Origin of the sequence: Psychrobacter sp. APC 3426, from assembly GCF_030408035.1 — a bacterium.
GTDB lineage: Bacteria > Pseudomonadota > Gammaproteobacteria > Pseudomonadales > Moraxellaceae > Psychrobacter.
This window is the reverse complement of sequence record NZ_JASDCF010000026.1, coordinates 17,465-43,006: the sequence shown is the minus strand read 5'-3', so window position 1 is coordinate 43,006 and position 25,542 is coordinate 17,465. Positions and strand designations below refer to the sequence as shown.

At 43.6% G+C, this 25,542-nt stretch carries 22 protein-coding genes and 1 pseudogene; 8 read left to right on the top strand and 15 right to left on the bottom strand.

The window, feature by feature from the left end:
- The 3 genes and pseudogenes from QL919_RS11635 to QL919_RS11625 all read left to right on the top strand — a co-directional run.
- Positions 1-212 (top strand): annotated as a pseudogene (locus QL919_RS11635) (IS982 family transposase); the annotation flags it as partial.
- A gap of 2 nt (positions 213-214) precedes the next feature.
- A complete protein-coding gene (locus tag QL919_RS11630) occupies positions 215-1,258 on the top strand; it encodes a histidinol-phosphate transaminase (RefSeq protein ID WP_290189686.1) in 1,044 nt (347 codons plus the stop codon).
- A 271-nt stretch (positions 1,259-1,529) separates the two neighbouring features.
- Positions 1,530-1,907 (top strand): hypothetical protein, encoded by a 378-nt coding sequence (locus tag QL919_RS11625; protein ID WP_290189685.1) that lies wholly within the window; start codon positions 1,530-1,532, stop codon positions 1,905-1,907.
- Positions 1,908-2,208: 301 nt separating this feature from the next.
- On the opposite strand, the gene QL919_RS11620 is transcribed toward QL919_RS11625, so the two are convergent.
- The 3 genes from QL919_RS11620 to QL919_RS11610 all read right to left on the bottom strand — a co-directional run bounded on the left by QL919_RS11620 (position 2,209) and on the right by QL919_RS11610 (position 5,391).
- Positions 2,209-3,894, bottom strand: coding sequence for an alkaline phosphatase D family protein (locus QL919_RS11620; RefSeq protein ID WP_290189684.1), 1,686 nt, complete (start codon positions 3,892-3,894; stop codon positions 2,209-2,211).
- 204 nt (positions 3,895-4,098) lie between these two features.
- Positions 4,099-4,488, bottom strand: coding sequence for a hypothetical protein (locus QL919_RS11615; RefSeq protein WP_290189683.1), 390 nt, complete (start codon positions 4,486-4,488; stop codon positions 4,099-4,101).
- Between the two features lie 387 nt (positions 4,489-4,875).
- Positions 4,876-5,391 (bottom strand): hypothetical protein, encoded by a 516-nt coding sequence (locus QL919_RS11610; RefSeq protein ID WP_290189682.1) that lies wholly within the window; start codon positions 5,389-5,391, stop codon positions 4,876-4,878.
- Between the two features lie 371 nt (positions 5,392-5,762).
- Here QL919_RS11610 and recJ point away from each other — a divergent pair, with 371 nt between their 5' ends.
- Positions 5,763-7,592, top strand: a complete 1,830-nt coding sequence (gene recJ, locus QL919_RS11605; protein ID WP_290189681.1) for a single-stranded-DNA-specific exonuclease RecJ — start codon at positions 5,763-5,765, stop codon at positions 7,590-7,592.
- Positions 7,593-7,806: 214 nt separating this feature from the next.
- Here recJ and QL919_RS11600 read toward each other — a convergent pair whose 3' ends face one another.
- From QL919_RS11600 to QL919_RS11575, 6 genes are all read right to left on the bottom strand, one after another.
- Positions 7,807-8,472: a trimeric intracellular cation channel family protein gene (locus QL919_RS11600; protein ID WP_290189680.1), complete on the bottom strand. Its 666-nt coding sequence runs from the start codon at positions 8,470-8,472 to the stop codon at positions 7,807-7,809.
- A 24-nt stretch (positions 8,473-8,496) separates the two neighbouring features.
- Positions 8,497-9,132, bottom strand: coding sequence for a trimeric intracellular cation channel family protein (locus tag QL919_RS11595; protein WP_290189679.1), 636 nt, complete (start codon positions 9,130-9,132; stop codon positions 8,497-8,499).
- 152 nt (positions 9,133-9,284) lie between these two features.
- Positions 9,285-10,439 (bottom strand): multidrug resistance efflux transporter family protein, encoded by a 1,155-nt coding sequence (locus QL919_RS11590; RefSeq protein WP_290189678.1) that lies wholly within the window; start codon positions 10,437-10,439, stop codon positions 9,285-9,287.
- Positions 10,440-10,570: 131 nt separating this feature from the next.
- Entirely contained in the window at positions 10,571-11,302 is a 732-nt protein-coding gene (gene queE, locus QL919_RS11585) for a 7-carboxy-7-deazaguanine synthase QueE (protein WP_290189677.1), read from the bottom strand.
- 387 nt (positions 11,303-11,689) lie between these two features.
- Positions 11,690-12,511 (bottom strand): 2,3,4,5-tetrahydropyridine-2,6-dicarboxylate N-succinyltransferase, encoded by an 822-nt coding sequence (dapD, locus tag QL919_RS11580; RefSeq protein ID WP_290189676.1) that lies wholly within the window; start codon positions 12,509-12,511, stop codon positions 11,690-11,692.
- A gap of 300 nt (positions 12,512-12,811) precedes the next feature.
- On the bottom strand, positions 12,812-13,768 hold the full coding sequence (locus tag QL919_RS11575; RefSeq protein WP_290189675.1) for an alpha/beta fold hydrolase: 957 nt from the start codon (positions 13,766-13,768) through the stop codon (positions 12,812-12,814).
- A 157-nt stretch (positions 13,769-13,925) separates the two neighbouring features.
- Between QL919_RS11575 and QL919_RS11570 the strand changes: the two genes are divergently transcribed.
- On the top strand, positions 13,926-14,627 hold the full coding sequence (locus tag QL919_RS11570; RefSeq protein ID WP_290189674.1) for an IS1 family transposase: 702 nt from the start codon (positions 13,926-13,928) through the stop codon (positions 14,625-14,627).
- 279 nt (positions 14,628-14,906) lie between these two features.
- On the opposite strand, the gene QL919_RS11565 is transcribed toward QL919_RS11570, so the two are convergent.
- From QL919_RS11565 to QL919_RS11555, 3 genes are all read right to left on the bottom strand, one after another.
- Positions 14,907-15,380: a GFA family protein gene (locus QL919_RS11565; RefSeq protein WP_290189673.1), complete on the bottom strand. Its 474-nt coding sequence runs from the start codon at positions 15,378-15,380 to the stop codon at positions 14,907-14,909.
- 167 nt (positions 15,381-15,547) lie between these two features.
- Positions 15,548-16,591: a lipoyl synthase gene (lipA, locus tag QL919_RS11560; RefSeq protein ID WP_290189672.1), complete on the bottom strand. Its 1,044-nt coding sequence runs from the start codon at positions 16,589-16,591 to the stop codon at positions 15,548-15,550.
- A gap of 162 nt (positions 16,592-16,753) precedes the next feature.
- A complete protein-coding gene (locus QL919_RS11555; protein WP_290189671.1) occupies positions 16,754-17,161 on the bottom strand; it encodes a carboxymuconolactone decarboxylase family protein in 408 nt (135 codons plus the stop codon).
- A gap of 397 nt (positions 17,162-17,558) precedes the next feature.
- Between QL919_RS11555 and acnB the strand changes: the two genes are divergently transcribed.
- Positions 17,559-20,162, top strand: coding sequence for a bifunctional aconitate hydratase 2/2-methylisocitrate dehydratase (gene acnB / locus QL919_RS11550; RefSeq protein WP_290189670.1), 2,604 nt, complete (start codon positions 17,559-17,561; stop codon positions 20,160-20,162).
- Between the two features lie 231 nt (positions 20,163-20,393).
- The gene (locus QL919_RS11545; RefSeq protein WP_290189669.1) at positions 20,394-20,840 is read left to right on the top strand and encodes a PACE efflux transporter; all 447 of its coding nucleotides are present in this window, start codon (positions 20,394-20,396) and stop codon (positions 20,838-20,840) included.
- 124 nt (positions 20,841-20,964) lie between these two features.
- On the opposite strand, the gene QL919_RS11540 is transcribed toward QL919_RS11545, so the two are convergent.
- On the bottom strand, positions 20,965-21,762 hold the full coding sequence (locus tag QL919_RS11540; RefSeq protein ID WP_290189668.1) for an enoyl-CoA hydratase-related protein: 798 nt from the start codon (positions 21,760-21,762) through the stop codon (positions 20,965-20,967).
- Positions 21,763-22,184: 422 nt separating this feature from the next.
- Here QL919_RS11540 and QL919_RS11535 point away from each other — a divergent pair, with 422 nt between their 5' ends.
- Positions 22,185-22,997 carry an alpha/beta fold hydrolase gene (locus QL919_RS11535; RefSeq protein ID WP_290189667.1) on the top strand — a complete coding sequence of 271 codons (813 nt, stop codon included), beginning with the start codon at positions 22,185-22,187 and terminating at the stop codon, positions 22,995-22,997.
- Positions 22,998-23,090: 93 nt separating this feature from the next.
- Here the strand turns inward: QL919_RS11535 and QL919_RS11530 are convergent, their stop codons facing one another.
- On the bottom strand, positions 23,091-24,179 hold the full coding sequence (locus tag QL919_RS11530) for an HpcH/HpaI aldolase/citrate lyase family protein (protein ID WP_290189666.1): 1,089 nt from the start codon (positions 24,177-24,179) through the stop codon (positions 23,091-23,093).
- An 83-nt stretch (positions 24,180-24,262) separates the two neighbouring features.
- Complete coding sequence (locus QL919_RS11525) at positions 24,263-25,489, bottom strand: cysteine protease StiP domain-containing protein (protein ID WP_290189665.1); 1,227 nt, start codon at positions 25,487-25,489, stop codon at positions 24,263-24,265.
- Positions 25,490-25,542 lie beyond the last annotated feature (53 nt).

Genomic DNA, 25,542 nt, shown 5'->3' with positions numbered 1-25,542 from the left:
TGGTAAGGCGGCTAATGAAAGCCCGCCGTATCGTTGAAACAGTCATTGGTCAGTTATCAGAACGATTTAATATACAAAAGGTACGAGCAAGAGATTTATGGCATTTGTCTCATCGATTGATTCGTAAAATCCTGTCACACAATCTGTGCTTTGTACTCAACAAAAAACTTGGTAACCCGCCTCTTCAGTTTGAATTGCTTATTTCAAGTTGAGAGTGGGGTTACTAGAGTTAAACTCTAACGAAAACTCATTGGGCATGTCAGACGCTGCCAGAAAAGCCATTTTAGAATCTTTAGACATTGGTTTTCGTTATCCAGATGATCAACGCGCAGCTTTAATCACTAAAGTTGCTAAAATCAATGGCGTGACGGAAAGCCAAATCTCTTTGGGCAGCGGGTCGAGCGAAAATATTCGAACGGTCGTGCAAATGCTGCAAAACAAAGCGTTGAGAGCAGGCAAGAAGTTTCAAGTAATTGTGCCGCATCCAACCTTTGCCTATGCTGAATTATATGCAACTTCCATCGATGTGCCTGTGGTAAAGGTGCCGCTTGTCTCTGACAGCTATTCCTTTGATTTGCAAGGTATGCAAAAAGCAGCTGATGACTTTAACGGTATCAGCTTATTTTATCTGTGTAACCCCAATAATCCGACGGCGACGATTGCTGCTACGGATATGCTAAAAGAGTGGGTAGGGACAGCGCCAGACCATCATTACTTCTTATTAGATGAGGCCTATTCAGAATACGTCACTGACTCAAGCTTTGAGAGCGGGATTGCGTGGATTAGAGAGCAGCGCTCAGAGAATATCGTTGTGGTTCGGACCTTCTCAAAACTGTGCGCGCTCGCGGGTATGCGTGTCGGTTATGCGGTCGCCAGCCCGCAAATGATTGCTAAGTTAGAGGCGTTTATCTCGGTTGACAATACCAATTTAGCCGGTGCTGTCGCTGCGCTAGCGACCTTGGATGACGAGGCGTTCTTGGCACTAAGCCTGCGTACCGCCAATGAGTCGCGCCAACTGGTTGAGCAAACGTTAGATGAGCTTGGTTTGCGCTACTTGCCCTCACAAGCCAGCTTTATATTCCACGAAATAAAAGGCGATGTGCAAACCTATATCAATAGAATGCGTGAGCATGGCATCGCTGTTGGTCGTGAGTTTGCACCTATCACAGGTTTCAATCGCTTGACGCTTGGCAGGCCTGATGAGATGACAGTATTTGTTAAAGTATTGAAGTCGTTCCGTGAAAAAGGTTGGGTGTGATTAAACTAGGTATATTTTAATAAGCAGAAAAGGGAGGCTATCTATTGTGTAGCTTTCCTTTTTTTATTGAATCTATACCAAAGCTAAAGTTAAAAACACGTTTTACCAACTGCAAACGCAGTTTTACATATCCTGTCTTAAAAACTAGCCTTCTATCTTATACGATACATTTATAAAGCACGACCTACCAAGCAGGCAAATAAATGCTGGTTGATAATCATAAAGTCAGGCGTGTGAGTGTATTTTATAATTTTAAGACAAGGGTGTATCTATGTTTGATATCAAATCATTTTTTAAACGAGAAGTAGAAAAAAAGCTCATTGATGTAGAAGATTATATTTTTATGCCTGAGCGCGTAGAAATGGCGCTTGAAGGTGGTGAGCTAAACTGTGTATTAAACAGCGATGGTCGCGTTGATATTTTCTATAGTAAACAAGGTGTGACAGAAGTCAGCTCAGCCTCACGTAAGCACCCATTTACAGCGTTTGAGACCGAATTGCATCATGGTGTTTATGATGACGTCATTGCGGACTTAATCAAAGAAGTAGACAAGATTATTGACGGGTCTTCTAAATACTTTCGCCGCAGTAAAATATTGCCGTCGACAGCCTCCTTACCTGCGAGCCCAACCACCGTTAACAAAATATAAGTGACCCAACCATTCGAAAGATACGGTTGCTGCTTTTATAAGCGCTATGTAATACCAAACCCAAAAAGTGCAATTAACGTTGTCAAATTTGCTAAGCCTACTAGGTGTAGTACTTGCGCAATTTTTCCGCGTTACTCTAATTTTTGGGAATGGTATAAGTATCATTAAAATATAGGTCATAAACAATAAAACGAAAAACATAAAAGGGTGCGTTGATTAACGCACCCTTTTATGTTTTTAACGCTTACCCTTTTACACGGTCAAAGTATTGCTTTTAAGCATTATGAAGACGATGAACCTATCAAGCTTCGCTCAACGTTGCTGACTTTTTCACCGGCATTGCTTTATTGGCCGCAGCCAAGGCCGCAACATTAGTGATAGGACGAGATTGACTGCCTTCAAGCAAATGATTGGTATTGCTGTTAGTGTACAGCCCTTTGGCGAATTGAGTACGGTCGTTACGCGTTTTTAAGGTATCAGTATAATACCACTCGCATTGAAAGGCTTGCTCAGTGATGTCTAATAGCATATAGCCATGATCGACTTGATTAATGAACTTTTGATGCGGATTTACCTCTGGTCCATTGTTTTTTTCAGGGAATGCAAGAGAGGTCAGGGCAGGGCAGACGAATTCAACTGCCAGTGAGCCTTCACCTGTCGCTGGATTATAGCTATCGGCATCAAACGGATTTTTGGCAACATCAAAGGCGAACGAGGCGTGATAATCGCCAGTGAGCACGACTGTATTTTCGATATTATTATTGTCGATATAGTCTAGTAGACGATCGCGAGCGCTAGCATAACCATTCCATATGTCCCCTGAGGTGCTGGCAGAGGCACCTTTGAATGGGGCTAAAATCACTTGTTGTCCCAGTATCTGCCATTTTGTACCGCGGTTTTTGCCTTTTGTCATGTTCAGGTATAGCCAGTTTTCTTGTTCAAGTCCTAGCAATTGGCGTTCAGGTTCATGACTGGCATCGACATCAAGCTTTTCACGGCCAAAGATACGAGTGTCTAACATGTTCAAATCGAATAATTTGCCAAACTCAAAGCGTCTATAAATTCGCAGTTGGCTATCAAGCTCGTTGCTGCTATCGTCACGGATGGGCATCCATTCATGATAAGCGCGTACGGCGGCCATTTTTCTTTCTAAATAGTTGCCCTTATTTGGGAAATGGAATCGAGCACCCCCTTTCCACGAGTTATCTGCTATCTCATGGTCATCCCACACCACGATAAAAGGATGTTGGCGATGGCACTCCTGCAGGTCGATATCCGTGCGATAACACGCATAGCGCAGGCGATAATCTTCTAAACTGATGACTTCATGTTCAGGAAAGATAGGTCGCTCTTCTTTTAAGTCGTTGTCGCGATAGAACCCTTCTTGATACTCATAGATATAGTCACCCAAATGCAATACGGCTGATATATCGGCTTGCTTGGCGATATCAGCATAACCATTGAAGTAGCCAAATCCATAGTTCGAGCAAGAGACGACAGCCAAGCGCACACGCTCTACCTGATTGGCGGGTAAGTCAGGCTGCGGAATGGTACGGGTACGACCGGTAGGAGAGAGATAGCCCAGAGCTTGAAAGGTATAGTAATAAGTGGTGTTGGGCTGTAGAGATTTGGCGTCAACTTTGACAGTAAAGTCGGACTCTGCACTAGCGATTGCTCTGCCTTGAGCGACGATGTTTTTTAGGTCAGGGTCTGTTGCGACCGTATAACCGACAGGGATACTAGTGGCATTTATGCTGCCGTCATTGGTGATTCGTGTCCATAATATTACCCTGTCTTGTAACGGATCACCACTGGCGATGCCATGTACAAATGGCGCGGCACCTTGGTAGCCTAAGTCGTCTAAATCATCCAGTTGGTCGAAATTGAGATTGTCATCATCATCCGATGAGCAAGCACTTAGCTGAGTTAATAATGTGCCAGCCACAGTTGCTTGACCGCCCAATTTAATAAAGTCACGTCTTTTCATCGTTCATCCTTGATATGAAAGTAAAATCCATTTACTCATAATCTATAGCAATAGACTGGGTTAAGCAATCGCTAACCCAGTCTACTTTTGATTTCAAAGCACTGTTTCAAAACTCACTAATTCAAGCTTTGCAAATCCACTGCATATTATCACTCAGTGATGCACAGGCTTGGTTACTTTAGATAGATTAAGTTAAATGGTCAGCTATTTAGCGAAGCTTGCATAGCAGCTCTGTAGCGACTTGGCGACGACGCGAGTGACCAATTGAGTCCGATAATTGGTATCAATGGCGGCATTGCCCAATTCAACGATGGTGACTTGTTGCGGCGCTTGCTCGCTGACACAGCCACACACATTACTTTTTATGGCTTCTTCTTGCGTTTCAGTCATCGCCGCACTGGCAATACGCCACGCACTTTGGTTTTCAATCTGACTGCGACATTGGTTATCAACTGCTGCCCGAAAGACATTCATACCAATCTCATTGGCAGTACCGATAGCATTACCGGCGTTGTTATTGACACCGCCTGTCGTGGTACATCCTGTTAAAGAAAAGATGGCAAGCATCGCAGTAGAGATTAAGATTTTTTTCATGAATTAGTCCTTTAATGGTGGTTGGTTTTTTTGGCTAAAAGTATTTATTTATGGTGCATCACTGCCATATTTTGAAATGAGGTTTAGCAGTCCTTTATCGTAAAGGCTCATATTATCACTTAGTCAGTGATTGATGAATTATTATCAGTCAGAAACAACGTCTGCCTCTTTAGTTCTATAGTAAGGTTATCTGGTTATCGAATCAGCTATCCATGTGAGCAGCTCGCGAGCAGAGGTATGGAATAAGTATTGCGGGCAATAAAGGGCTAGCAGACAAATATAGAATAAAAAAACCAGCCAAGGCAGTTTGTCTTGGCTGGTTTACTATTTATATCATCTCAGTCTTTAATACTAACGACTGCTGAGAACTTTGTTTTAGGTATCACTTTAGACATTCTTGCCATGTTGTTTCTGCTGAATGTCTTTAGCCAGTTTGTAGCATTCATTGATATGGTCAGTGGCGATTTTCTTAAAAATGGTATAGCCCATAGTGGCTGCGACCAATTGACCACCCAGTGGAATAAACTTGGTGACTTGTTTGGCAGCGATACGACCGCCAAAGCCTTGGATTGTTTTTTTAACGATACCACGTGTTGCCATTAAGCCTGCAAAGTCGACAGTACGGTCTCTGATTGCGCTCCAATGTACTTCACGTGACTCTAAGTCGATCGCAGATCTGCGGTTTTCAATTAGACCAAAACGTTCACTGATTTCAGGGATAAGCTGGGTCAACATGCCAGCATCTACTGCCACATCAAAGAACGGAACTGGAATAATAGCCACACCAGCAGAAACTCTGGCACGTTTTTTTACGAGACCAAGACATTCTTTCTTAACCTTATCAAGGTCTAGATTAGGGTCAATAGTATTTGGAAGTTTTTCAGCAACTGGCGTGGTTTTCATAAGGTGTCCTATTAATTTGTGAAAATAGAATAATTCGAATATTGGTATAAGTGTAGCAATAAATATTAATTATCTAAAAATATCAAGTATCTTAAGTTGCTACCTATTTTATGGATTTATTAGCGGCATACAATCATTGCTTTGTAGCAAAATGCAGAAAAATACAGTCACTATGCACCGTTTTTGTAAACAGTCTTTTAAAAACACTTTTTTAAAGAGATGACGAATTCAGCAAACTGATAAAACTCTAAATTTCGCTAAGTATCGGTAGTAAAATATGATTTATAGCGCAGTAAAGCAATCATAAAGGGTAAACCAAGTCAGCAAACTTAACCATTGTGACCCTTAACTAAAGCCAGTAGAATACGCTCATGCTAAATTTAACCCCTCGTTATACCAGCACTCGCATCGACGAGTTGCCCGCCGCGTTGCAACCACTTGCCGCTCAATCACTGACGCTTGCTCGCCTGTATGCAGGTCGCGGTATTACTGCGCCTGATGAGCTCGAAACTGGATTGTCTGGTCTACTGCCAGCTGAGATGCTGCACGGTGTCGTTGATGCGGTGCGTCTATTAGATGTGGCCATTGATGACCGTCAGCGCATCCTTATTGTTGGCGACTTTGACTGTGACGGCGCGACCAGCACTGCGCTAATGATGCGTGCGCTCACCAAGATGGGCGCGGTCGTTGATTTCCTAGTACCAGATCGCTTCAAATACGGTTATGGTTTGACGCCAGAAATTGTCGAGTTAGGTATCGAAACCTACAAGCCAGATATGATAGTTACTGTCGATAATGGTATCTCAAGCCATGAAGGCGTGGCACGCGCACAGGCTGAGGGCATTATCGTCATCATCACTGATCATCACTTGACCACTAAAGAGACACCACCTGCAGAGGCTGTGGTCAATCCCAATCAGCTCGATTGTAATTTTACTAGTAAAGCATTGGTAGGGGTTGGGGTGGCGTTTTATGTACTTGGACGACTGGCAAAACTGCGCCGTGAAGCCGGTAAGTCTACTGTCCAAGTCAGTCAATATTTAGACTTAGTGGCGCTTGGCACGATTGCAGACGTTGGTGTCCTTGATAAAAACAACCGTATCTTAGTGCATCATGGATTGAATGCTATTCGTCAGAGTCGCTGCTGTTTAGGTATACTGGCACTGCTCGAGCAAGCGGGTCGAGATCCCAAGCAGTTACATGCGCAGGATTTTGGTTTTGTTTTAGGCCCGCGTATCAATGCTGCTGGGCGCATGGATAATATGCGCATCGGTATAGAGTGCTTATTGACTGAAGACTGGAGCACCGCGCAACGTTTGGCGCAGGAGCTTGAGCAGCTAAACCGTACCCGTCGCCATGTTGAAGGTGAGATGCGTGCGCAAGCAGATAATATTGTGCAAGCATTAGCTACTGCTGCAAATGAAAACGATGAGAATACTGCTACTGACGAGAGCGATGAAATTCTTATTCAGTCTAAAACTGATAAAGAGACTGTGAATAATCGAGATCGCAGCATTATTTTATATCAAGACGATTGGCATCAAGGCGTCATCGGTATCGTCGCCGGACGTTTAAAGGAAAGCCATTATTTACCTAGTATTGTCTTTGCACCAGCGGATACAGAGCGTACTGGAGATGATGATGCGATTAAAGGCTCAGCGCGATCTATTGCGGGCGTGCATATTCGTGATGCCATTGAGCAGGTCGCCGAGCGTTATCCTGAATTGATTACTCACTTTGGTGGTCATGCGATGGCCGCAGGTTTGACGATCAAACGTCGCAACTTTGAGGGTTTTGTGACAGCGTTCAATGAAGTCATGGCAGAGATGGATGAAGAAGTGTTCGCCGAGCAAAAATTCACCGATGGGCCACTACAAGCAGGTGACTTTAGCTTGTGGTTCGCTGAGCATCTGGCTGATGCCAGTATTTGGGGTCATGGCTTTGCACCGCCGATATTTGACGGCATATTTGAAGTGCTGAGCTTTAAAGTCTTAAAAGACAAGCATCTTAAATTGTCACTGCGTTATCCTGATGTGCAGTACCCAATCGAAGCCATTTATTTTAACTTTGATAACAGCGTTTGGGATTACCGAGCCGAAAAAGTACACTTATTATTTCAGCTAGACATCAACGAGTGGAATGGCAAACAAAGCTTGCAGCTTATGGTAAAAGATTTAGCGCTCGTCAAAGACACGGTATAGTCGATCCACTATAAAATAAATACAGTGCTACTGGGATAAATTTTGTGCAGCCTCTGGAGTGATGGAGTCGCACAGCAAGCAAAGGAAGTTTATCCCAGTAGCACGCTGTAAAAACTGCACTCTTTTTATTTAGGACTCACTATAGAAGTGGGCTAGGGGTATTAATAGTATTGGCAGTAATGTTAGCAACAACTGTAGCAACCGTTATTAAGAGTTAATACTTCCATTCTAGTGTTGGAAACTGCCAATCGTAGCGTATTGCTAGCATGCGTAAGGTAAAGATAGTACTCATCGCAGAGATATCAGCCACCCAAGGCGTCACGCCAAGGTTGTGCAACGCAAAGTATAGAACGCCGCCCGTTAAGGCGGCCGTGATATAAATCTCTTGCTGCAACACCAACGGAATCTCGTTGCAAATCATATCGCGGATGATACCGCCGACCACAATAGTAATCACCCCTAATAACAATGCCACGGGCACATTGGCGCCCATGCTATCAGCAACCTTAATACCGATTAAGGTAAAAGCTGATAGACCAATGGTGTCAGAAAGCTTTAGGAACTTATCGACGCGTCTAGAGTTTGGGTGAAAGAATATTTGCATGGTTAGCGAAGAGATAGTAATCACCGTCAGATAGCTCATATCTACCATCCAAAACAGCGGATGACGGTCTAAAATGACATCACGCACTGTACCGCCCCCGATAGCGGTGACAATAGACACCAGCAAACAGCCAAACACATCGAAATTTTTATGCTTGGCCAGTATGGTGCCTGAAATGCTACAAGCAACAATGCCAATCATATCAAACAAATATATCAAAGAGCGCGGGTCAAAAGTGGTGATCAGTGCTGCAGGATCTAATGCGATGGTCAACATGGGTGATTCTCATTAAAATTCATTTTAATCAACCAAGCGAATAGACGGTAGGTGCCAATCAAATCTAAGCGCTAGCATACGTACGACAAAGATAACGAACAGCATAATAAACTCATTGATACCCGCATCGACACCGAAATACTGCAAAAACAAATAGGTCGTAGAGCCTGCGATACTGGCCGTGATATAAATCTCTCGTTGTAGCAATAACGGAATCTCATTACAGATAATATCGCGTAGTAGACCACCAATAATAGCCGTCCAAACACCCATCATAATAGCAATCAGGGGCGACACGTCTTGATTTAAAGCAACCTTAAAGCCGATGACACTAAAGGCCGCGAGTCCGATAGCATCAAAAAACTTAAGCGCATTATCAATCTTATGATAGAGATGAAAGAATATCTGTAGGATAAGAGAGGTCACCGTGATAACGATCACATAGTTGAGATCTGTCATCCAAAATAATGGATGACGGTCTAGCGCCATATCACGTAGTGTACCACCGCCGATGGCATTGACCATCGATACTAGGATACAACCAGCAATGTCAAAGCCTTTATGCTGCGCAAGTAAAGTACCTGCTATCGCGCAAGCAATCACGCCGATCATATCCAGTAAGTACAATAAAATATCAGGAAAAATCAAATCATTAACCATCGTTATAGTACCAAGTAGTGACCGTTAAGTTGGATTGGCTGGCTGTGTTTTATACGTCGTAAGTATTGGAGGTTCTTATATCAATGAGTTCAATAATCTCATTGTCTTCAACTCAGTAAAAGAATGCTATTCAGCCATTATTTGTAAGCCAATTAGCCGTCTTTTGCAAACAATATCAGTCCTAAAATAATCAGTCCGATACCGACCAAGCCCATCGCTGACGGAATAGAATTATTTAATAATAATATACCGCCGATTAATGCAAACACCACTTCACTGGCCTGGGTTGAGTCGACGCCAGCGACTTCGCTTGACGTAACCGCCTGACCACGCGCATATAAAAATATAGTGGTGGCCGCTACACCTGCCAATACAGCCACGAGCAAAGTATTGAACAGCTGTGTGGTATCTGGCCGTTCAGGTCGCACTATAATGCCCAAAAATAGCCAGAATGGCAAACTACCGAGTGTCATGAGCCAGACTTTATTAAAAGCATTGTGCAGCAATGTCGTTTCAATAGCAGGGATACGGGCGATTAGAGTCTGTAATATAGAAGGTGAGGAGGTATTGGTAAGACGGGCGTGAGGATTGTCATTATCGGTGTTATCGTCAGTCGCATCGTAGAGGCTATCAGATAGATCATAGGCTTCAGATACCAGCGGCTGCTCATCGGCACTATTTGTCTGAGCACTGAGCGTTTGTGCGCGATGCCGCTCAGTCGTATGCTTGCGCGAGTTATGAGAAACTTGCCAGACCAACTGATTACCGATGGGATAACTAAAGGCGGCGATTAAAGCGGGCAAAGCACCATACAGTAGCATCTCTGCCATTGGCGCAGCATTAATATCTGTTACAGCCGCGGCGCGCAGGCCTTCGCTGACATTGACCAGCACCACACCGATAAAGACCAATATGGCATAAATAATGAATTTTTTATCAAAGCGCTGACCAAAAGCTAATAGTACGAGCAAACTGGTGACCACAGTGAACATAAATGTCGCCGCGACCACCCAACCCGCGACGTGATCAGCCGCGTAGCAAATACCTGTATAAAATAATCCAAAACCAATACTGCCGGTAATACACCAAAAGCCCCAATGTTGACAGAAGATAGTGGTCAGCTCTCTAATGCGACCAAAACCATACTGCGCCATAATGATACCAGTGATAATCAGCCACATAAAAACGTAACGTAGACTGGCTGACCAAAACCAATGACCACCGGCTGCACTCATCAGCTCGTTTAAGATAAATGTTGAGCTAAAAAAAGCACCAGCTAATAGGCCTAACAAAATCAATCTGACCATTCCAGTGTCCTTACATCTGACTGGTATTTACTTTTAAATATGCGGATTAACGACTGTGTAAACACGATGACATTAATCAAGCAAGTTCACAGAAATAGGTCGGCTATTCGTTTTCAGTTGTTAATTATTGGCTATTTACCTTTGGCATCGGCCCAAATGATCTTGTGCAATTGCAATTGAAAGCGCACTGGCAAGGCATCAGCTAACATCCATTCCGCCAACTCTTTCGCCAGTACAGGCACTTCAGGGCTGGATGCTTCATCAGTATCAACTGCTACATTGAACATTGGTGAAAACCAAACCGTACCGACCAACTTATTAAGCTTATGCTCGAACAATTTTGCTCTCGCCCAATCGTAGTCCTCACGATTCATAATGACAAACTTAATCTGATCATGCTGAGTCAAGTAGTCAAGATTTGACCATAGGTTTTTATCGACTTCACCTGAGCTTGGCGTTTTGATATCCATGACTTTGCTGACTGCTGGCGGGACGTTTTCTACCGTGAGCGCACCTGCCGTCTCAAGAGAAATCTCATAATCATCAGCCAGTAAGCGCGTCATAAGCTCAATGGCATTCGGCTGTGCCAAAGGCTCACCGCCCGTCAGGCAGATACGTTTGCAAGGGTAGTTTTTAATCGTGTCTATGATGGTTTCAAGCGCTTGACGCTCGCCACCTGTAAAGGCGTATTCGGTATCGCAATAGACACAGCGTAGCGGACAGCCGGTCAGGCGGACAAATATCGTTGGCAAGCCTGAGGTTAGTGCTTCGCCTTGTAAAGAATAGAAAATTTCAGTGAGGCGAAGTCCTGCTTCAGGGTCAGTAACAGGAATGGCAACGGTGCGTAATGGAGACATGCTCATAATGTTTTCAAATACATTTAAAGGTTGATAAAGCGTTGAGGTATTTAGCAATCGTAGTCGAAAAGCGATTTATGGCTATATTGCTTTATAGGTATGTTGCTTTATATAGTCAGTGAAAAGTAATATCGATACATCACGTTCTGCTGATATCAATTTTTCTTGCTTGCTGTGCCTGCGCAGACAGAGGCTACAAAAAATTGATATCAGCAATATCGAAGCGTTTTTAGAATATTTTGATTATATGTGAATAATAGATATCTAATAAAAGGAATTATAGCCTAACGACCTTTATTAAGCTGCTATTTACCTGCTACAAGGCAACAAAAAAGATGCTGGAGTTAGCCCCAACATCTTTTTTACTAAAACAACGAATGCAGCGATGAAAGATTACGCTAAGCGTAATAACTCATTCACGGACGTTTTAGCACGAGTTTGTGCATCCACTTTTTTCACGATGATAGCGGCATATAAGCTATGCGTGCCATCTTCAGAAGGCAAGCTACCTGGTACGACAACTGAGCCCGCAGGGACACGGCCGCGATGAATCTCGCCCGTTTCGCGGTCATAAATGCGCGTAGATTGACCAATGTAAACACCCATAGAGATAACTGCGCCTTCTTCTACGATAACGCCTTCAACGATTTCAGAGCGTGCACCGATGAAGCAATTGTCTTCGATAATCGTTGGGTTGGCTTGTAGTGGCTCAAGTACGCCGCCGATACCCACGCCGCCTGATAGATGGACGTTTTTACCGATTTGCGCACATGAACCAACTGTTGCCCATGTATCTACCATGGCGCCTTGGTCAACATAAGCACCAATATTGACATACGATGGCATTAATACTGCACCTGCTGCGATATATGAGCCTTTACGCGCAACCGCTGGTGGTACAACACGAACACCGGCTTCTTTAAATTGAGCTTCAGTCCAATCAGCAAACTTAGTGGGTACTTTGTCATAAAACTGCACATGGTCGCCGGCGGCTTGAACGTAGTTATCATTCAAACGAAAAGAGAGCAATACGGCTTTTTTAGCCCATTGATTGACAATCCACTCGCCATCTTTCTTTTCAGCAACGCGCAAGCTACCATTGTCTAGTTGTTCAAGCACTTTATTAATGGCGTCGCGTACGTCTTGTGGCATGGTTGCTGGACTATATTCGTTACGATTTTCAAAGGCTTGTTCAATGGTTTGTTGCAATGACATAAATATTCCTAAAATTGATGAAAGATAAAGTAAATTAATGCTTAGAGCGCATTGGCGAATGTGCAATACGTCCTAGTAAAAGTAAATCTAATAATGAGCGCATGATTGCCACTGAGACGAAAAACGTGCTTATCGTATTGTCGCTAATTTGACCGTTTTTAGCAAACGGGTTCAGTGTAACCTCATTACTTATTCTCTATGAGCATATTCAGAATAGATGCCTCAACGCACAAGTAATATAAGGACATTCTCAGTTTGTACCTTTCTAATTCATCTGTGCTGAATGGTTTCAAACAAGTGCTAAGCGTCTGAGGTATTGTCTTCTATCCACTCCAATATATCCTGATAGACCGCTTGATGATTCTTTTCATGCAATGGCTCATGACGCATGTTTGGATAAAGTTGGATATCTACATTGCTAAAGTTCTGCTTGTTTAAGCGAGTGACAATGTTGCGAATGCCTTTACCCATATCCCCAATTGGGTCATCTTCACCACTGATAAACAGCATCGGGAAGTTTTTAGCAATCGTTGTCGCCCAACGTTTATTTATCCCTGTTTCCATGAGAGAGAATAACGTCATAAAGCCATTGTTGGTGAAGTCGAAGCCTGTCAACGGATCAGCTTCATAAGCGGCAATAGCGTCAGGGTCTTCATTTAGCCAAGCAAATTCTGATGATGAAATACGGTTTTTAAGCTTACTATTAAGGACTTTGTTCATCACATCAGCAAATACAGCATTTGGTTGTCTCGGCGCGACTTTGGCTAGTATTTTATTGACGGGTAGCAGTAATTTGGTCAATGGGTTGGCGTCCGCGCTGCCCATCAATATAGCACCTGCAAAGTTGTGCGCGTGATGCTTTAGGACGTTGCGCACGATAAATGAGCCCATAGAATGACCCATCACAAAGTGCGGTACCTCAGGGTGACGGGCTTTTAAGCTGTCTGCCATGACAATGACGTCTTTTAGTAACGACTGTACAGGATGCTCGTCAGCAAAAAAACCAAAATCTGCGTCGGTTTTAACGGTCTTTCCATGTCCCAAATGGTCATAAGTTGCCACCGCGACACCATTGTCTGCTAAAAACTGAGCGAAGTCTGCATAACGACCACCATGCTCTGCCATACCATGAACGATGAGCAAGGTGGCTTGTATGGTTGTGTCGCCGTTACTTGGTTCAAAGAAACGGTGATGCAAATAATGAATATTATCTGAGGATAAAATATGGTCGTTACTGCTATCAGTGTTGTTACTCATAAATGCTTCCTGTAAATCAGTTGAATGCTGGGCGTGTTGTTTTGATAGAGATAAACTATAACTGGCACGATATAATTTGTCTGGGTGGTGTATCAAAAAGTATGCTGGGGTAATAAAGGAAAGGTGACAGCCGAAGCAAGATGATATATTTGAGGTTATGAAGACACAAATACAGATCAATTGCCCCGACTGTCACAGTCTTAGTCTAAAGAAAAATGGTATAAAAAGCTATGGCAAGCAGAACTACCAATGCAAGGACTGCAAACGCCAATTTATTGGCGACCATGCGGTAACCTATAACGGCTGTCACTCTAGAATAGAAGATCTCATACGACTGATGACTGTCCGAGGTTGTGGTGTTAGAGACATAGCCGTTATAGCCAAGGTTAGCATTGGTAAAGTACTTGGCACCATAGGCTCATCTGTTTATAAGATCGCGCCTAAGAAGCGATATTATGAACGCTTAGAGGTTGATGAGTTCTGGACTTACGTGTATCGCAAGAAGCGTAAAGTCTGGCTTATTTATGCTTATGACCGGGCTACTAATGAGATTGTCGCTTATGTCTGGGGCAAACGTGACCTAAAAACGGCTAAGAAGTTAAGAGCACGTTTAAAGCAGCTTACAGTCAGCTATGGCTCTATCAGTATGGACAACTGGGACAGTTTTATAACCGCCTTTAAAAGTGATAACAAACAAGTTGGCAAATCTCATACTGTAGGCATTGAAGGTAATAACTGCCGTCTTAGACACCGATTGTGTCGGGCGGTTAGAAAGACTTGTTGCTTCTCAAAAAAGCTTGATAATCACTTTAAAGTATTCGATCTGGTGTTCTTTTATGTCAATTATGGTTACGTCTGATGCCAGCATACTTTTTAGAACACCACCTTTGTCTGAAATTGTTCAAGAGCAATACGGCTATTACCCGCTATTGTACTGGACGCTGATAAATAGTGCTAAGCATGTCGTTTGATAAATGATGAATATAACCAATCTAACTATAAACTCAGCGGCGGTCAATTTTAATTAAGTGCTTAGCTGCTTGACGACCTTATGCAATAGATAGGTGTTTTGTAGTCCTGTTTTTTAAAGAGGGCTTTTTGAGTTTATAAAATTGGATTTTATCTTCAATCCCAACTCTTAGCCTTTACTCATTCTCTTATACAACCCTTGAGTTATTGCTTTAACAATCATCGCCTGACTTTGTACAAAGCCATTGTACTTAGGTAAATCATCGTCCATGTCATCAACGCGGCGATTATAAAACAGATGCATCATCGGTTCAGGCAATGCAGCTATATTAGGATAATTGGCAGTCGGTACTAATATGAGACTGCCACCCAACGCTATTTCTATACTGGGTTTATTGCAGCGAGTACAAAGCCCGCGGCTGATATTTGGCGGGAGTTTCCAACGGCGAAACTTGGTTCTGATGAGGTTTAAATCACTGACATCGGACTTCATTAAGACCGTTACATCATTATAAGCTTGACCAGTGAATTCTTGGCAAATAGTACAGTGGCAGATAAAGCGCCCAACAGGGGCATTGTTGACCGTATAAGTATTGCTATAACAGGAGCAAGAGCCTTCTTGTGGGGTAAATTCGCTGCTCATTGGTCAGTCCTTAAATAGGGTAGGTAGGGTTTTTATTATTTCGAAATATAGCACTATTCTTGTTTAAGAGTGTAGAAGCTTTGAGTAGCACACAATAAAATAAGCACAAAAAAGAGACCGATAGCAGGTCTCTTTTTCTATAAATAACTGGCTCAATCAATCGAATACTAACAACCAAGTTTGCCTTCAGCTTCTAATGCCTTTTTACTACGGATTGGCGCTGGGCAATCTTCACCATAGTATTGGCGGTCTGCGAAGTAGCTTGAGCGTACCATTGGGCCTGCCCAAATGCTAAAGAAGCCAATCTTTTTGCCGTAGTCCATATAGCGCTGGAACTCGTCTGGATGGACATAACGATCAACTGGCGCGTGGTCTTTACTAGGTTGCAGATACTGGCCAACCGTAATCATGTCCACGTTATGCGCTTTTAAATCATCAAGCAATGCATAAACTTCTTCTTCAGTTTCACCAAGTCCAACCATAAAACCGCACTTGGTAGCGATATCAGGGCGACGTTCTTTATATATCTTGAGCAAATCTAATGAATGCTGATAGTCAGAGCCTGGGCGGAAGGCTTTATACAGACGCGGAACCGTTTCGATATTGTGGTTGAAGACATCTGGCGCTGTTTCCGTCAGCAGATCTAAAGCCACTTCCATGCGACCACGGAAATCTGGTACGAGTATTTCAATTAAGCAGTTCGGGCTAAGCGCTCTTGACTCATTGAGTACTTCAACGAAATGGGCAGCACCGCCATCTTTTAGATCATCGCGATCAACAGAGGTAATAACGGCATATTTAAGTCCCAAGCCGAGTATCGTCTCAGCGGTATGTCGCGGTTCGTCTTTATCTAATTCATTCGGACGACCATGACCAACATCACAGAACGGACAGCGACGGGTACAGATATCACCCATAATCATAAATGTTGCCGTACCATCAGCGAAGCACTGCGGCAGGTTAGGGCAAGCGGCTTCTTCACAGACGGTATAGAGCTTTTGCTCACGCAAGGTGGCTTTGATACGCGCCACCTCGCTAGGCGATGACATCTTAACCCGAATCCAATCTGGCTTTTTCTTGGCCTCGACTGTCGGGATTACCTTAATTGGGATACGCGCAACTTTATCGTAGCCGCGTAGCTTTTCGCCCTGAATGGCTTTTTTAGGTTTGACCTTAGCAGCAGGCACATGTGTTTGTACGGCAGTTGTCATAATTAGATTATCTCTTAACCCTTTGTAGTATAAGGGTTTATGGAATTATTAAAATGTTTTATGAGTTGAGATATTATAGCAGAAATTTAGGCGTTAATTTTCAATGAATGTTGTCTAACTGATCTTATTAAGACTACTACGATTGGTCTGATTACCATAGTTTTAAATATCTATGTCAATGTCCAACTCATTCAGTATTTCTATGGCAGCACGAAACGCTTCTTGGGTGGCAGGTGCACCGCAGTATGGCAGACTGTGCATTAATACTTCTCGAATCTCAGCGACACTGGCACCGTTATTAATGGCACCTCGGATATGTCCTTTTAGCTCAGTTGGGCTTTTTTGCGCAATTAAAAAGGCGATGGTGATTAAGGAGCGGTATTTGCGCGGCAATACTGAGTCATCTTGCCAAGTGCTGCCCCAAGCATGTTCAATAATCCAGTCTTGTAACGGCTGGGTAAATCCAGTTGCGTTATCAAGCGAGCGTTTGACATGTGCCTTACCCATAACTTCAGTACGAACCTTGAGGCCGGTTTGATAATTATTATGTTCCGTATTATTGTCAGCCATATTCATATCCTTAATATTTATTCATTTACGATGCGCTTATAAACTTATTTACTCATAAAGTTATATCTTGCGAAAGAGTATAGCAGCCACATGGTGTTTGTTTAACCGTAAATCAAGCAGTACGAGATGAGTGTTGTAATTTAGTATAGGTATTAAATAAAAGCTTTCAAAGTACAAGCTCTAAAAGGCTGCTCAATCATATTATTGATGGTACTATTTTTATAATAAATGTCCAATATGGCCCTATTATGAGCCTTTTAGAGGCTGAGCCATTAACATTTAGAGCGTTTTAAGCTATGATTGCACGGATAATTATTCCACCTAGTACATAGACGCAGGCTGTCATGCTGACTACCCACGTAATGTGCTAATCCCCCAACTGACGAGGACGACTATTGTGTTAGAAGCTTATCGTAAACATGTCGAAGAACGTGCTGAGCTAGGAACTGTACCGCTACCACTAAATGAGAAACAAGTAGCAGAGTTGGTTGAACTATTGAAAAACCCACCAGCAGGCGAAGACGCGTTCTTGATGAACCTGCTAGAAAACCGTATTCCTGCTGGCGTTGACCAAGCTGCTTACGTTAAAGCTGCATTTTTAGCCGCTATCCTTAAGGGTGAAGCATCATCACCACTTATCAGCAAGCAAAAAGCCGTTGAAATCCTAGGCACTATGCAAGGTGGCTACAACGTACAGCCATTGGTTGCTGCACTAGATGACGCCGATGTCGCACAAGACGCTGCTGAAGCGTTGAAAAAAACGCTACTAGTATTTGACGCTTTCAATGACGTCACTGAAAAAGCTGAAGCTGGTAATGACATCGCAAAAGAAGTCGTGCAGTCTTGGGCTGACGCTGAATGGTTCCTAAACCGTGATGCTGTACCAGAAAAGACCACTTATACGACGTTTAAAGTGACTGGCGAAACCAACACTGATGACTTGTCTCCTGCGCAAGATGCGTGGAGCCGTCCTGACATCCCATTGCATTCATTAGCCATGCACAAAAACTCTCGCGACGGCATCACTGCTGACGAAGAGGGCGTTGTCGGTCCAATGAAGCAGATCGAAGCGCTGAAAGAAAAAGGCCATCCATTGGCTTATGTTGGTGATGTGGTTGGTACGGGTTCTAGCCGTAAGTCTGCGACCAACTCAGTACTGTGGCTGATGGGTGAAGATATTCCTAACGTGCCAAACAAACGTGGTGGCGGTTTAGTATTAGGTAACAACATCGCTCCTATCTTCTTTAACACTATGGAAGATTCTGGCGCATTGCCAATCGAAAAAGTAGCGGTTGATAACCTAAACATGGGTGATGTTTTTGACATCTATCCGTACGAAGGCAAAATCACTAAGCATGACTCTGATGAAGTATTGTCAACGTTCAAGCTAAATTCACCAACATTGCTTGATGAAGTTCGTGCTGGTGGCCGTATTCCATTAATCGTTGGTCGTGGTTTGACTAACCGTGCTCGTGAGTACATGGGTCTTGGTCATTCAGACGTATTTGCTAAGCCAGAAGAGCCAGCCGATACCGGTAAAGGCTTTACCTTAGCACAAAAAATGGTTGGTAAAGCTTGTGGTCTGTCAGGCGTACGTCCAGGTATGTACTGTGAGCCTAAGATGACGACTGTAGGAAGTCAGGATACTACTGGTCCAATGACGCGTGATGAGCTAAAAGACTTGGCATGTTTGGGCTTCCAAGCGGATCTCGTGATGCAGTCATTCTGTCATACTGCCGCTTATCCAAAGCCAGTTGACGTTGAGACTCAGCACACACTACCTGACTTTATCATGAACCGTGGTGGCGTAAGCTTACGTCCAGGTGATGGTATCATTCACTCATGGTTGAACCGTATGCTACTTCCAGATACCGTTGGTACTGGTGGTGACTCGCATACTCGTTTCCCAATGGGTATCTCGTTCCCAGCGGGTTCTGGTCTAGTTGCTTTCGCAGCTGCAACTGGTGTGATGCCACTTGATATGCCTGAATCTGTTCGTGTTCGTTTTGTTGGTGAGCGTCAGCCTGGTATCACCCTACGTGACCTAGTACATGCTATCCCTTATCAAGCGATCAAAGAAGGTTACCTGACGGTTGATAAGAAAGGTAAAATCAACGAATTTAATGGTCGTATCCTTGAAATCGAAGGCTTAGAAGACCTAACCGCTGAGCAAGCGTTTGAGCTATCTGATGCGTCAGCTGAGCGTAGTGCTGCAGGTTGTACTATCACGCTATCTGAAGAGTCAGTGACTGAGTACCTAAACTCAAACATTACGCTACTTAAGTGGATGATTTCAGAAGGCTATGGCGATGCGCGTACTATCAGCCGTCGTATCGAGCAAATGCAAGAGTGGCTAGCGAACCCAAGCCTCATGCGTGCTGACGAAGATGCAGAATACGCTATCGATATGACCATCGATATGAGCACGATTAAAGAGCCGATTCTTTGCTGCCCGAACGATCCAGATGATGCAAAAACATTGGCTGACGTGGCAGGTGATACCATTGATGAAGTATTCATTGGTTCATGTATGACCAACATTGGTCATTTCCGTGCTGCCGGTAAACTGCTACAAGACGTACCAGCAGGTAGCCTCAAAACTCGTCTATGGATTGCGCCACCAACGAAGATGGATGCGCGTCAATTGATGGAAGAAGGTTATTACAATATTTACGCTCAAGCCGGCGCTCGTACTGAGATGCCTGGTTGTTCACTATGTATGGGTAACCAAGCACGTATCGCACCGAACTCTACTGCGGTATCGACTTCTACCCGTAACTTCCCGAACCGTCTAGGTCAAGGTGCTGATGTATATCTGGCTTCTGCAGAGCTTGCAGCAGTGGCAGCGGTACTTGGTAAATTGCCAACTAACGATGAATACCAGCAATACGCTGGCATGCTCAACAGCATGGGCGAAGAAGTGTATCAGTACATGAACTTCGACCGTATGGAAGAGTACACTGAAGAAGCGGATAAAATTAACGTTGCTCAGTTGACCTAAGCCTTTAACTTAAACGTTTTTAAGTTTTACCGCTCTTGTTTACATAGGAACCCCGTATCGTTATGATGCGGGGTTCTTTGCTATCAGCTCAGACTGGTTTCTCTCGTTATCTTAGGTATAATATAGGGGCAGGCGGAAACCGTGGCTCTGCACTTAACCTATCTTTTCTATCTCGGGACGGACCGATACTTTGATTATGCACTTATAAACCTATGTGCTTTGGAGTTTTGGTTGATTACTTTATCCTCACTCAAACGTCGCATCGTCTATGTGACTGTCTTTGAAATTATCGCAATCATTGCATCTACCTTCGTACTGATGAAACTGAGCGGTGGCGACGCGGCAGAGTCGCTACCGGTTGCCGTGATGGTGTCATTGGCCGCAGTCATTTGGAACTTTTTATACAATACTGCCTTTGAGGCTTGGGAGCGTCGCAAGCATGTGACCAAGCGTACATTATGGATACGTAGTGCTCATGCTTTAGGGTTTGAAGGTGGCTTGGTTTTGATTTGCCTGCCACTTTACATGATTTGGTACGATGTTGGTTTGATGAAAGCCTTTACGATTGAGGCGGCGTTACTGTTGTTCTTCTTGGTTTATACTTTTATTTTTACGTTGGGGTTTGACAAGATATTTACCTTGCCGCATCAGTATAAACCAGCCTCTGCTGCTTCATAAGTAGTTAGATTTTTATGATGCTGTTAAGTATTATCTATATGATTTGACCCAAAAAAAGCTGCCTAAGGGCAGCCTTTTTGATGATATTGCACATCTGAGCTTTATTGGTACATTTCTTAGTTTATTACTTACCTTGATAAACAGGTTTGCGCTTTTCAATAAACGCGGTAACGCCTTCGATGAAGTCATCTGTTTTTGCTAGGCGAGCTTGTTGATGTACTTCCATATCGAGTGCTTCGTTCAAGCCTGAATAGGCGTGAGTGTTGAGCATGTGCTTCATGCTTGATAGCGCTTTTCCTGGTAGAGCCGTTAGACGAGAGGCGAGCTTTAATACGGCAGCATCAAGCGCTTCAGGCGACACAACTTGATTGACCAAATTTAAGTCAGCCATGTCTTGTGCGCTGATTTTATCGCCAAGCATCACAAGTTCAGTTGTCTTAGCAGGACCGATTAACTGGTTTAATAAGTATACACCGCCAGCATCAGGTACGAGGCCGATGTGTACAAACGCTTGTACAAACTTCGCATTATCTGCGGTGATACGAAAATCGCAAGTTAAGGCCAAGTTCATACCTGCGCCTGCAACCGCGCCTTCCAATTTTGCAATAATGGGCTTATGAATTTTACGCAATTTTAAGCTGACCTCTCCAGCACCTTCAACCATTCCTTTTAGTTTGTTTGAAATCACTTCTTTATCGATGCCTTCTGACAACATCTCTTTAATGTCACCACCGCTTGAAAAGTTGCCGCCAGCACCCTGTAAGACAATCACACGAACATCATCATCAGATTCAGCTTGCTCCAGCGTTTTTAATACACTGTTCTTTAGCGGTGTGCTAAATGCATTCAGGCTTTTTGGGTCATTTAGCGTGATGGTGGCAATATGGTTTTCACTTTGGTACTCGACGATAGATGCTGACATTTTGGATTTCCTTATTTACTGTGGCTATGTGAAGATTGATGGCAAAAATAATGTAACAAATGGGTCAGTGCTAATTACTGATGCTAATTATTGGTGCTGATTACTATAGCAGCTTGCTATGATTATAAAAGCGAGTTTTGTGGGCGCTTAAGACACATCAAAAGGTTGGATAATTTTATAGAGGTGCAAGGCTGCAAAGATTAGCAATCTGCAAAGTTGAAGGGCAAGCCGGTTTATAAGATATCAATCAATCGCGTTTGCCTAGATGGGCTAGCGTATACAGAATGACAGATACGTAAAAATGCTACCATCTTAACCATCAATAAATTATGCTAAAATTAATAGCAGAAATTTATGGATTAAGAGTCTCAAGCGTTTAGATAAGCATTTGTTTCTCTCATTTATCAGACAAGGATGTGATTATGCCGATTATCAATATCAACAATGCCGATATTTATTATGAAGACAGTGCGCCAAATGACACGCAAAAGCCAATCATGGTATTTGCGCATGGACTGCTCTGGAATACGCGGATGTATGATAAGCAAGTTGAGCACTTCCAAGAAGACTATCGCTGTATTGCTTTTGACTTTCGCGGTCAGGGGCAGTCACAAATTACGAAGTCGGGCTATGATATGGAGAGTCTGACGGAAGACACACTAGGATTGCTTGCCGCACTTGGTATTGAGAAGTGTCATTTTGTTGGCTTGTCAATGGGCGGCTTTGTGGCGCAGCGTATAGCAATAAAACAGCCTGAGCTCCTATTATCATTAACCTTACTAGAGACCTCAGCTGACCCTGAAGATCCAAAAAACGTACCGCAGTATCGCAAGCTTATCAAAGCCATTCGTTGGCTCGGCATAAAACGTGTGAGTAATAAAGTCATGCCAATCATGTTCGGCAGTAGCTTCTTAGCAGATAAGCTGCGCAAATCTGATCGTAAAGAGTGGCTAACGATGCTACAGGGCAATCGCAAGGGCGGCGTGGTTAAGGCAACGATGGGCGTTATTGAGCGGTCAGGAACTTATGAGCAGCTTGGGAGTATTACGACGCCAACATTGATTATAGTCGGTGATGAAGATGCAGCAACGCCATACGCTAAGTCTGAGCGTATGCATTTTGCGATTAAAGGCTCAAAGTTAGCAGTTATCAAAGGCGCGGGTCATACTGCAACAGTAGAAGAGCCTGAGCAAGTCAATCGCGTGATGAGTCAGTTTTTAGAATGCTGTGTGTAGCGTTTTAACATGTGTCCACACCCAAATAAAAAGCCACTATCATAGATGCGATAGCGGCTTTTTTACTTTATACAGCAGTCAATTCTTTGATCGCTACATGCGTGAGCTGTACTCACTATTACCGTCATCAATCGTTCCAAACACCTCAGCACGATTGACAATCTCAGTGGCCCAAGCGCGATGGGTGGCAGGCTCTAGCATGGTGTTGTTGTACTTAAACACTGCCTTGGCTTCACTATGCAGTATCGCTTGTGCTTCATCTAGCATGCTTTTTGGCACGCAATACGCTTGTTGTACCAAGGCGATTTGGCTTGGATGTATGACCGTTTTTCCGACCAGTCCCAAGCTCACATCACGGGTCAGCTCTTGCATAAATAGCGTTGGCTGGTCTAAATATTCAAAGACTGGCGCAGTGAGATAAAAACCATGCGGCACAAAACAGCCAAGTAACTGATAAGCAAGAGTACCAATCGGTGAAGCGTAAATGATGCTGTTTTTAGGACGGCGCAAGCGCAGGGCAGCAAACAAATCATTACCACCGATACGCAGCGCAAATACTGGCTGGCTAAAGGCTTCTTTAAAACCAATGGCAAGTTCTTGGTTATGATGCGGGTCAAATAAAGCAGCGGTCTCTAAGGTTGGCATCAATAGCTGGTCTGTGCTTAAGTTCTGACAGGCCATTCGCCAATTGGATAAACTATACATATCAACTTTAGGCAATACAAAACCATCGATAAGATCAATATGAGAAAACCCTGCTAGGTGTTCTAACATCGCTGGATTACGCGGACGTACAAAGACCAATGGGCGTGTCGGGTGCTGGTTTTGCTGACCCGTTCGCTGCTCTGAATGAAGCGCCGCTTGTTTTGAAGGTTCAGTAATACTGTCAACATGTTCAGCCCATGTATCAAGTAGCATTTGCAATCGTTCCAGTGCCACCTCAACATCGTTATGACTAACGGCATCTTCTAAACAAATAATAATGCTATTAATGGTCGATAATTTATCACGCTTGATAACTTGCCAGATATCTTGACGAGTAGCAGGCATGTAGAGACTGGCACCTAACTGATAAGGGTGATGAGTGAGTGGCTTTATCATCGCATGACGTTCAGTAATGAGGTGCGCATAAGACTGAGTGTTGCTATAAATCTTCGATTCGTTGTTTGGCATATCGGACATAGTTGGCATCGTAAATAGTGATAAATGGATAGCTATCAATGGCTATAAAAGGCAGGGCGTCTCAATTGCTCAGTATTACTGGTTTAGTTGTCTTTGCTACGCTGCTTGATAAGGGTGATGGCTTGATAGGGGAGTATTTTATCACCTAATACACTGATATTAATATCTCGCTGCGCACATAAATGTCGTAATAACACGGTATCGGGATGTTCAGCGGTAGCCAGTAGAATACGCTCTGGATCGCGGCGCAATATGGCTCGTGTCGCCTCTGCAATTGTCGGCTTGATACGATTACGATTGCTGATTTGATAGTTTTTTGCCAACTCATTAATTAAATCAGCAGTCTGGTAGCGTGGTTGTTTAAAAGTTGGCAAACGTTGCAAAGATGTCGTTAATGCACGTCGTGCTGCATCGATATGATCGATAAACGCCAAGCTATGATCTGCCTTTACCAAGCTATCATAAAACACACTGCGGTGTAGACCCGATTGTGGCTCAGTATAAAGACTACGTGAAATCAGTCCCGACACCGTGCTATTTAATAAACCTGATGGGATCAACCAGTCTTCTTCGCTAGCAGCTAGCCATGCTACGCCAGCTGGATCAGCGAGTGTCAGTAGGGGAATGACAGCAGTATTATCAGCAGCACCTTGATCAGAAGTGCTTTGATGGAATATATTGGCAAAATTGGGGTGACTTGGGTCATTAAAGACTTCTAAGCTACGAGCAAGCTCTTGATAAATGGCACCTTTACCCGTCCAGCCATCGACGAATACGATGGGGCTTTCTGGGTAAGCGTCCAATATCATCTGTAAAGCGACTGGATCAAGGCCACGATCACGGATGATGCTAATACCGTAATGCACACTGGGCAGAGAGTAGTCGCTATCGGCATCTGACCTTTCATTATCTGACCCTTTCTTATCTGATAGGGCACGTTGTAATAATACGCCAACTGGCAAACCTGCTCGTACTAAGCTGACCAATACTAACGGGCGCTCAGAATTAACCGTTTGCAAGAAAGTATTGTGTAACGTATGCGCTAAATTAGCGATATCAGTTGCGGTTCTATTTGTGCCTTGCTTTAATGCCTGCGCGTATAATTGCTCATGCATGGCTGTCGGTGCTTGCTCTAAGGTTAGCATGTCTGAATAATGGCGCTGCCCACTTTGAATCAGTGCTTCTTTATGGCTAACCGGCACGTCTGCAACCGCGTCTTTATCGACGATATCGAGTAGCACTGTTACATCGCTGGCAAGGTAACTGCCTGAGCCGTATTTATCGAGTTTTTCAATATTGGAATTGGTCATAGGAGGTTTTTTACTCGTATAAGCTGCTGTCGTTATTATAATTATTGATATTT